Source organism: Microcoleus sp. Pol10D4 (assembly GCF_036701555.1).
GTDB lineage: Bacteria > Cyanobacteriota > Cyanobacteriia > Cyanobacteriales > Microcoleaceae > Microcoleus.
Window position 1 is genome coordinate 58,548 of sequence record NZ_JAUBRA010000040.1, and the last position, 8,222, is coordinate 66,769.

Here is an 8,222-nt window from a genome sequence, read left to right on the forward strand (position 1 = left end):
TTAAAAGCTAATCTGTCTAGTTCACCAACAAAATGAGTCTGAAGCCCCGTCCTTCGCTTGACGGCTTTGTGTTAGAACATTTAGAAAGGCAAGTAAGAACAACCATCTACGTGTTGAAACAATCTCAAAAGGTGTAACTCCTGATTTAGCTCGCCTCGACTCGATCGTAGTCTGGTTAAACAAGCAATAGTGAATTGTTGAGCGTACCTAACTGGCTTGGTGATGGACTCTGAAAGTATAAAAAGACAAAAGTAAGCGCAATTGCAATACTTCTGGTATTAGTAGTTGTTTTGAGCGTGTAGAGGCGATTTGTCAGCGCCTTTAAGACTCAAATTGTGGTATTAAGAATCTCCGTGGCTTTAGCCCGGAGAGTGTCAACTGTTTTCAACCTGTTACAAGAAAAATCAATGACTGCAACCGTAACTATTGCTGATAACCCGTTACTAATCGGTCAAGGATTGCCTCCATTTGACGCGATCAAACCAGAACACGTAGTCCCCGCTGTTACCCAACTGCTGACCGAACTAGAAGCCTCGCTAGCTGCCTTAGAATCGTCTGTAGAACCGACTTGGAGCGGCTTAGTAGAACCATTGCAGCGACTCGGAGAGCGTTTAAATTGGAGCTGGAGCATTGTCGGACATTTGATGGGCGTAAAAAATAGCCCGGAACTGCGATCGGCTCACGAAACAGTGCAGCCGGAAGTAGTAAAATTTTGGAGCAAGCTCAGTCAAAGCAAACCGCTTTATGAAGCTTTTAAAGCGCTGCGGGCTAGCGAAAATTGGGATAGCTTAGAGTCAGCTCAAAAGCGAATTGTCGAAGCCGCTCTCCGAGATGCCCAACTCTCCGGGGTCGGTTTAGAAGGCGAGCAAAAAGAACGTTTTAATGCCATTCAATTAGAATTGGCTGAAATTACTACCCAATTTTCCAATCACGTCCTCGACGCTACCAAAGCATTCAGCATCACCCTCACAAACAAAGACGAAATTGACGGTTTGCCACCGAGTTTGTTGAGTTTAGCAGCTCAAGCCGCTCGCAGCGCCGGCGAAGAAAATGCGGATGCCGAAAACGGCCCTTGGCGGATTACTTTAGACTTTCCGAGTTACGGCCCTTTCATGCAGCACAGCACCCGCCGCGACTTGCGCGAAAAGTTGTACAAAGCTTTTATCGGCAGAGCAAGTAGCGGAGAATTGAATAACTGGCCGTTGACGGATCGCATTTTAGCTTTGCGCCAGGAAAAAGCTGCTTTGCTCGGGTTTAGTAGTTATGCCGAATTGAGCTTGGCGAGCAAAATGGCTCCCGATGTGACAGCAGTGGAAGCTTTGTTAGAAGAATTGCGTCAGGCTAGTTATGATGCTGCTGTCAAAGATTTGGAAGAATTGAAAGCTTTTGCTGCCGAAAAAGGCGCGCCGGAAGCTGGAGATTTGAAACACTGGGATGTAGGTTTTTGGTCGGAACGGCGCCGGGAAGAAAAGTTTGCTTTTAGTGCCGAAGAATTGCGACCTTACTTTGCTTTGCCACAGGTATTAGAGGGGTTATTTGGATTAGTAAAGCGGCTGTTCGGTGTGACTGTAACGGCGGCGGACGGTCAAACTCCTGTGTGGCACAAAGATGTGCGCTATTTCCAAATAGATGACGAAGCCGGAAATACGATCGCCAATTTCTATTTAGACCCCTACAGCCGCCCCGAAGAAAAGCGCGGCGGTGCTTGGATGGACGAGTGCGTGGTGCGCGCTAAATTTGTGGAAGCGGGAAAAACAACCACGCGGTTGCCGGTGGCTTATTTGGTGTGCAACCAAAGTCCTCCTGTTGACGGCAAACCGAGTTTAATGACTTTTTTGGAAGTCGAAACTTTGTTTCACGAATTCGGTCACGGTTTGCAGCATATGCTGACAACGGTAGACTATCCGGGGGCTTCGGGCATCAATAATGTTGAGTGGGATGCAGTGGAATTGCCCAGTCAATTTATGGAAAATTGGTGTTACGACCGCGCGACTTTGTTTGGGATGGCAAAGCATTACGAAACCGGGGAAACTTTGCCGGAACACTACTACCAAAAACTGCTAGCAGCGCGCCACTACATGAGCGGCACGGTCATGCTCAGGCAAGTACATTTTAGCAGCGTTGACATCGAATTGCACCACTGCTATCGATCGGGCGGCAGCGAAACTGTGGCCGATGTCCGCAACCGCATTGCTAAAACTACCACCGTTTTGCCTCCTCTGGAAGAAGACGCATTTTTGTGCGCTTTCGGACACATTTTTGCGGGCGGCTATGCGGCGGGGTATTACAGTTATAAATGGGCGGAAGTGCTCAGCGCTGATGCTTTTGCGGCGTTTGAGGAAGCGGGTTTGGAAGATGAAAGTGCGATCGCCTCTACAGGCAAGCGCTTCCGAGATACAGTATTAGGATTGGGCGGCAGTTTGCACCCGATGGAAGTGTTTAAAACTTTCCGGGGACGCGAACCGAGCACTAAAGCTTTGTTGAAACACAGCGGTTTAGTTGCAGCTTAATCTGGCTTAATCTACTGTGGAATAACTGGGGATTAATGCGGGTGAATTTATCTGCATTAATCCCTGTTTTTTGTTAAACAAGATTTACACATATCCTGTATGTGTAGGGTGCGGTGTGCATGAACTCTTACCGCTATAATTCATATCAAATCCGGTAGCATCGGAATTATATTTCTCTTCTTCCTCTGTGTTCTCTGTGCCCTCTGCGGTTTAATCATTCCATTCCAATGCAACAGGAATTCATATCATCCGTAAAACCACTTTTTGCCTAACTTGTGCTGAATTCAAAATGTTTGTAGTAACAACTAAAGCGCTTAGATTTTTATACTAATCCCAAAAACTATTGCTACATATAATCGTGTTACCATCTGTAGGGAAACGGCAATGCCTTGTCCGGTGCGGGACTCGGAAAATTTTGATAATAATTATAAAATTGATAATTCTAGCAATACTTTTTTATTGGTATTAATAGGACTAAAAATTTTACTACCAACCCATTTTATTGTAAAAGATCATGCAATAAACATCTGTAGTTTGGCACATCATCCCCCATCTTTTGGTGGAAAATCGCGCAGAAAGTGCGTTAGCGAAGCCCGCCCCTACGGGGGCTACGCCAACGATGAGGATCGCCAGCAGCTTTTAGTTTAGGTTGAAGGCTGATAAAACCAGCATTTGCGAATATTTGCTGTCATTGAGCACTGATTATACTTGAATTCCCTGTCTTGGAAATTAAATTTATATTTCGCAACATTTCCGAACCGTTTTCTCGATACAGCTAATGCTTTTATTTGCAACTAAAAATCGAGGAGTTTACCGAATCTTTAAGATAGAGCGGCAACAGCGAGTGTTTTTTAAATTTTTGATAAAGAACAGGGGACTCGGCGTCAAAAGGGTAAAAAATTAATCTCAACTAAAAAACTTAGTTGAGATTAATTTTAGGAGTGTAATAAAAAATATTTGTATATAATAAAAAGTAAGGATTGATAGTTAATAGTTCACCTACAGATTAAGATTTTCATGGATATTCAATTAATTAATATCGGTTTTGGTAACATTGTGTCTGCTAATCGAGTGATTGCCATTGTCAGTCCCGAGTCAGCGCCAATTAAGCGGATTATTACTGATGCGCGGGAGCGGGGACAACTGGTTGACGCAACTTACGGCCGCCGCACGAGAGCGGTCATTATTACAGATTCGAGTCACGTCATCCTGTCGGCGATTCAGCCGGAAACGGTTGCTAATCGTTTTGTGGTGAGCAAAGACGGTCAAGGTCGGGATGATTGAGGTTTGTCAGTTGCAATTTGAGCGTTTACAGTCTAAAGTAAGCGGAAACTTAAATTGTTACACGTTTCTATTCTAAAAAAGATGAAATCTGGTAAATTAATTGTTCTGACGGGGCCTAGCGGTGTGGGGAAAGGCACCTTAGTACGATCGCTCCTCAATCGCCATCCCGAATTATATCTTTCGGTATCGGTGACAACTCGATCGCCCCGTGAGGGAGAAATTGAGGGAAAGCATTACTATTTTGTCAGCCGCAGCCGTTTTGAACAAATGGTTGAGGCTGGAGATTTGGCGGAATGGGCCGAGTTTGCCGGCAATTTTTACGGTACTCCTTATTTTGCTCTCCAGCAGGGTACCAGTGAGGGAAAATGGGTATTGCTCGAAATTGAACTCGAAGGAGCAAGGCAAATTAGAAATAAGTTTCCAGAGGCGCTGCGAATTTTTATTTTACCTCCTTCTTGGGAAGAATTGGAACGGCGCTTGCGGAGTCGGGGTCAAGATTCCGAAAGTGCGATCGCCCGTCGGTTGGTGCGGGCTAAAGAGGAAATTGAAGCTGCTGGGGAATTCGATTTCCAAGTTGTTAATGACGACTTGGAAGTTGCTTTGAAAAAGCTAGAATTACTACTTAATTTGGTTGAGCTTTCAGGAAATTAATGACTGATAACTAATGACCAATGACCAATGACTAATAACTAATGACTAATAACTAATGACTAATGACTAATTACCCATTTCTCCGTCCTGGCTAAAACTTCGCTACTTTGTTTGATAGCAACACAAACTTTTAAATTCAATTCCAGAATATTCAATGAAGGCGAAATTTTTCTCAACGGTTCAATTTCGCGAGCAGAACAGCCCAACATTTCCATATAAGCTAGCGTCCAGCCAATAACTGCAATGTCCCCTACATTGCCTTCTCCGGCGCAAAGGTAACAATCCAATTCGCCCTCCTGTCCACACTCAGGGCACACCCAATTGCCCTGTTGTGAATGGGGCAGATTTGTGCGGGAGGCAGATGCAATTGTTAATGCTTTAATATGATTTTGAACTACTTGTTTAAAACCTCGGTTTTGGTTGCTGCGGTGGTCGGAGTTGCCGTGCGATCGCCCGATTGCTACTGCTTGCTGTTGTGGCGAAGCAAGAGAGGTTGTTTGATTCTCCCTGGTTACTCTAGATTCGCCTAGGTTCGCAGTTAGCTGAATACCATAGTCTTTCGACTCTTCAGTCTGAGAGTGGTTGAGTGCGCTGGAGGAATCGGGTTCGGAAGTTGTGAAGGATTGTTCTATGCGATCGGCAAAATCTTGCATTGAGAGGTGATGTTCGATCGCCAAAGACCAAGTTCTTTTATGTCGGAGGTCGCCATATTTTCTGGCTTCTTCCTCAGTAATGCCGATCGCCGCAGCCTCTTGGCGCAGCACATTCATCGAAGTCATTGTATCTGATATCATTAGTTTGTTTGCAGTTAAATTTACGATCGCCCGCTCAGCCTACAAATAAATTACCTTAGATATACTACAATAGTCCGGACTATTTTGAGATCCTAGTCGGAAACCCTTGATTTTTCGTTAGGAAGTCGATGCTGCAATCGTCCTGACACCCTTATTTTACGCTTGGCAATCGCACACTGTCCGAAGTATTGATAGTAGCCTAAATCTAAAATCTAAAATCTAAAATCTAAAATTGGATGACTTCAATTCTTCCCGATACAGCTTTATCTGTTGCCGGACTAACATCTTACCTGCAAGACTTGTTGGAGGGCGATCGCAACCTGCAATCAGTTTGGCTGACAGGCGAGGTGTCCAACGTTTCGCACCACCCCAGCGGCTGCTTTTTCACTTTGTGCGACACCGACAAAAGCGCTGCTATTCGCTGCGTGGTGTGGAATTCTCAGCGGCAAAAATTGGTGCAAATCCCGGAAAAAGGCGAACAGTTGCTGGTTTTGGGAAGCATCCGGGTTTACAAAAATCGCGGCGAGTACCAGTTGACTGTTGTGCAATCGCTACCGGCTGGGGAAGGATTGCAGGCTTTGCGGTTACAGCAATTGCGATCGCGCTTGGATGCTGAGGGTTTCTTCGATCCCGCCAGAAAGCGCCCGATTCCCGCACACCCGCAAATTGTGGCCGTGGTGACATCCGATACCGGCGCTGCTTGGGGAGACATTCAGCGGACTCTAGCCCAAAGATATCCAGGTTTGCGGGTGTTGCTGTCGCCAACAGGAGTGCAGGGAGAATTGGCTGCGGCTGCGATTGCTAGGGCGATCGCCCGTGTAGAATTGGACGGTAGGGCTGATGTGATCATTTTAGGGCGCGGCGGCGGTTCTGCGGAAGATTTGGCTTGTTTTAATGATGAGAGAGTTGTCAGGGCGATCGCCAATTGTGCGATTCCAATTATTACAGGTATCGGGCATGAAAGAGACGAATCTCTCGCCGATTTAGTAGCAGATAAACGAGCCCATACTCCGACTGCGGCGGCGGCTCAAGCTGTACCAATTTTGGCAGATATTTACTTTGAACACAAGCAGCGAATGGTCAATTTAACAAGTGCTGTGCGGGCCAGATTTCAGACAGAAGAAAAGCATTTGCAACTGTTACAAAATCGATTAAAACGTTTGCCTGCGACATCCCGAACTTTGCGGCAAGCAACTGGTAAACTGGAGGTATTGCAAGAAAAGTTATCTGCACTGAATCCGGCTGCGGTTTTGCAAAGGGGTTATGCGGCGGTAATCCAAAATGACGGTACGATCGTCCGCACAACTGACGGTTTGGAATTGGGAGAGGAATTGACTGTGAGGTTGAGTCGGGGCCGGGTGAAAGTTAAGATTGTAGAAGTATTGGATGCAGAAGAAAAGTTATGATTGATTCACAGTTGCGCCAGTCTGACTGGAATTATGAGGAAACGGTCGATCGAATTGAAGCGATTATCGATCGGGTGGAATCGGGAGAGTTGCCTCTAGAGGAGGTTTTCGAGCAGTTTGGGGTGGCTGTGGAGTGTTGGCAGGAGTGCGAAAGCTTTTTGGCGCGGGGGAAGGAACAGATGGATTTGTCGATCGAGCTTTTAGCCGCAGAACCCGATTTTTAAGCGGAGATAAACTCGGATTAATGTGGATGAAATAGCGCGTTTTACCGAAAGTCCGATAGGGAATTAATTCCCTGTTGCATAGCGAAAGTCCTCGCTAAAAGGAGTGTTAAATTCATAGGATTTAGCATAGGGGCCCAGAAAGCGGGTTTTTCTACAAAAAGACGAGTTGCAGCCGAAAGATTCGGTAAAAAACCCGGTTTCTTCAACCGAAGTGCGTAAGTCTAGTCAATGCAAACCCTGACAAATAAACCCCGACCAATAACTCAAATCATCAAAAGGATTTGACAGAGTGTAAATATTTTTTTTCAAACTTTCATATCCTTTCTTCTGTTTCTGAATCTGATTCTCCCGCTTCGTTATTTTCTTCAACTCCGCCCCCAACTTATTAAACTCATCCGTCTCCTTTTTGTAGGATTTCTGCCGCAATTTTAACTCCTGTTTTTCCTTTTGAACCACAGCCAATTTTGACTTCAAATCCCCAATAATTCTCTGAAGCAACGGATCGATTTGCGGTTGATAAAGCTCTTTCAACTCCGCACCCGAAATTGTCCGCAACCTCACCTGTGCCCGCCACAAAGCCTCTGGACGACTCAAACCTTCCCGACGATAGTGATAGTAAAAAATCGAAAACAGCGAACTAGCAAAATCATCCACCGCCCACAAAGTGCTGACCACACTCCGAGCACCCGCACACAAAAAACCCGTTCCCAAACTAAGAAGATTATCGGTAATTTCCGTCCCTCCTAAATTAGTTTCGCAGCAGGACATAAACACATCGGATAACTGCGGCAAGCGCCAGCCAGGTGTCATCAATTCCCCTAACGTGATACTCCCGTCTCCTAAAAACAAGCGCGATTCTAAAGGATTGTCCAAACGCGAGACAGCGTGGTGGCTGGAGTGCATGATATTCACATTTTGGGCGAGGTTTCGATAGGCTGCGACTGTTGCTTCTTGACTTCCTTTTAAGCGCTCAGGTTTGGTCAAAATTTCGGAAATTTGTTCGCACTCAAAAGGAGTGAAGTACAAGTCATCAGTGGCATTTTCCACAATCCCGTATTTCGGCGATTCGATGGTTGGGCGTTGATTGCAATACTCCAAGATTCGGCAACTGGGTACGTAACGAATCAGGAATTTGTCACCAAGGAACACCCTTCGTAGGGGCGGTGCCCCCGTGCCCGCCCTCGGTTGGGGAGGTTCTATCGGCAATGCCGCCAGCGGAATCTGATGCAAATACAAATGCGGAATCACAATCAATTCCTCAATCCCATCCAAACAATTATAGTCATTTCAAATAAATGTGAGACAGACGTCAGATCATGATAAAATCGCTAAAAGTAGTTAATTAGAAAAAAA

Annotated in this window: 7 protein-coding genes; 5 read left to right on the top strand and 2 right to left on the bottom strand. The window is 45.7% G+C overall.

The genetic code is table 11. From position 1 onward, the window contains the following. Window positions 1-407: 407 nt before the first annotated feature. From QUA36_RS19455 to gmk, 3 genes are all read left to right on the top strand, one after another. Window positions 408-2,510 carry a M3 family metallopeptidase gene (locus tag QUA36_RS19455; protein ID WP_333455291.1) on the top strand — a complete coding sequence of 701 codons (2,103 nt, stop codon included), beginning with the start codon at window positions 408-410 and terminating at the stop codon, window positions 2,508-2,510. 1,017 nt (window positions 2,511-3,527) lie between these two features. Continuing rightward, window positions 3,528-3,794: an extracellular matrix/biofilm regulator RemA gene (gene remA, locus QUA36_RS19460; protein WP_333046047.1), complete on the top strand. Its 267-nt coding sequence runs from the start codon at window positions 3,528-3,530 to the stop codon at window positions 3,792-3,794. Between the two features lie 81 nt (window positions 3,795-3,875). Next, entirely contained in the window at window positions 3,876-4,445 is a 570-nt protein-coding gene (gene gmk / locus QUA36_RS19465) for a guanylate kinase (protein WP_333458776.1), read from the top strand. A gap of 59 nt (window positions 4,446-4,504) precedes the next feature. Here gmk and QUA36_RS19470 read toward each other — a convergent pair whose 3' ends face one another. Continuing rightward, window positions 4,505-5,239 (bottom strand): hypothetical protein, encoded by a 735-nt coding sequence (locus QUA36_RS19470; RefSeq protein WP_333456182.1) that lies wholly within the window; start codon window positions 5,237-5,239, stop codon window positions 4,505-4,507. A gap of 236 nt (window positions 5,240-5,475) precedes the next feature. Between QUA36_RS19470 and xseA the strand changes: the two genes are divergently transcribed. Next, on the top strand, window positions 5,476-6,645 hold the full coding sequence (xseA, locus tag QUA36_RS19475; protein ID WP_333458777.1) for an exodeoxyribonuclease VII large subunit: 1,170 nt from the start codon (window positions 5,476-5,478) through the stop codon (window positions 6,643-6,645). Next, window positions 6,642-6,869, top strand: a complete 228-nt coding sequence (xseB, locus tag QUA36_RS19480) for an exodeoxyribonuclease VII small subunit (RefSeq protein ID WP_333082161.1) — start codon at window positions 6,642-6,644, stop codon at window positions 6,867-6,869. The genes xseA and xseB overlap by 4 nt, the downstream gene beginning before the upstream one ends. Window positions 6,870-7,094: 225 nt before the next feature. On the opposite strand, the gene QUA36_RS19485 is transcribed toward xseB, so the two are convergent. Beyond that, window positions 7,095-8,141: a CHAT domain-containing protein gene (locus QUA36_RS19485; protein WP_333458778.1), complete on the bottom strand. Its 1,047-nt coding sequence runs from the start codon at window positions 8,139-8,141 to the stop codon at window positions 7,095-7,097. Window positions 8,142-8,222 lie beyond the last annotated feature (81 nt).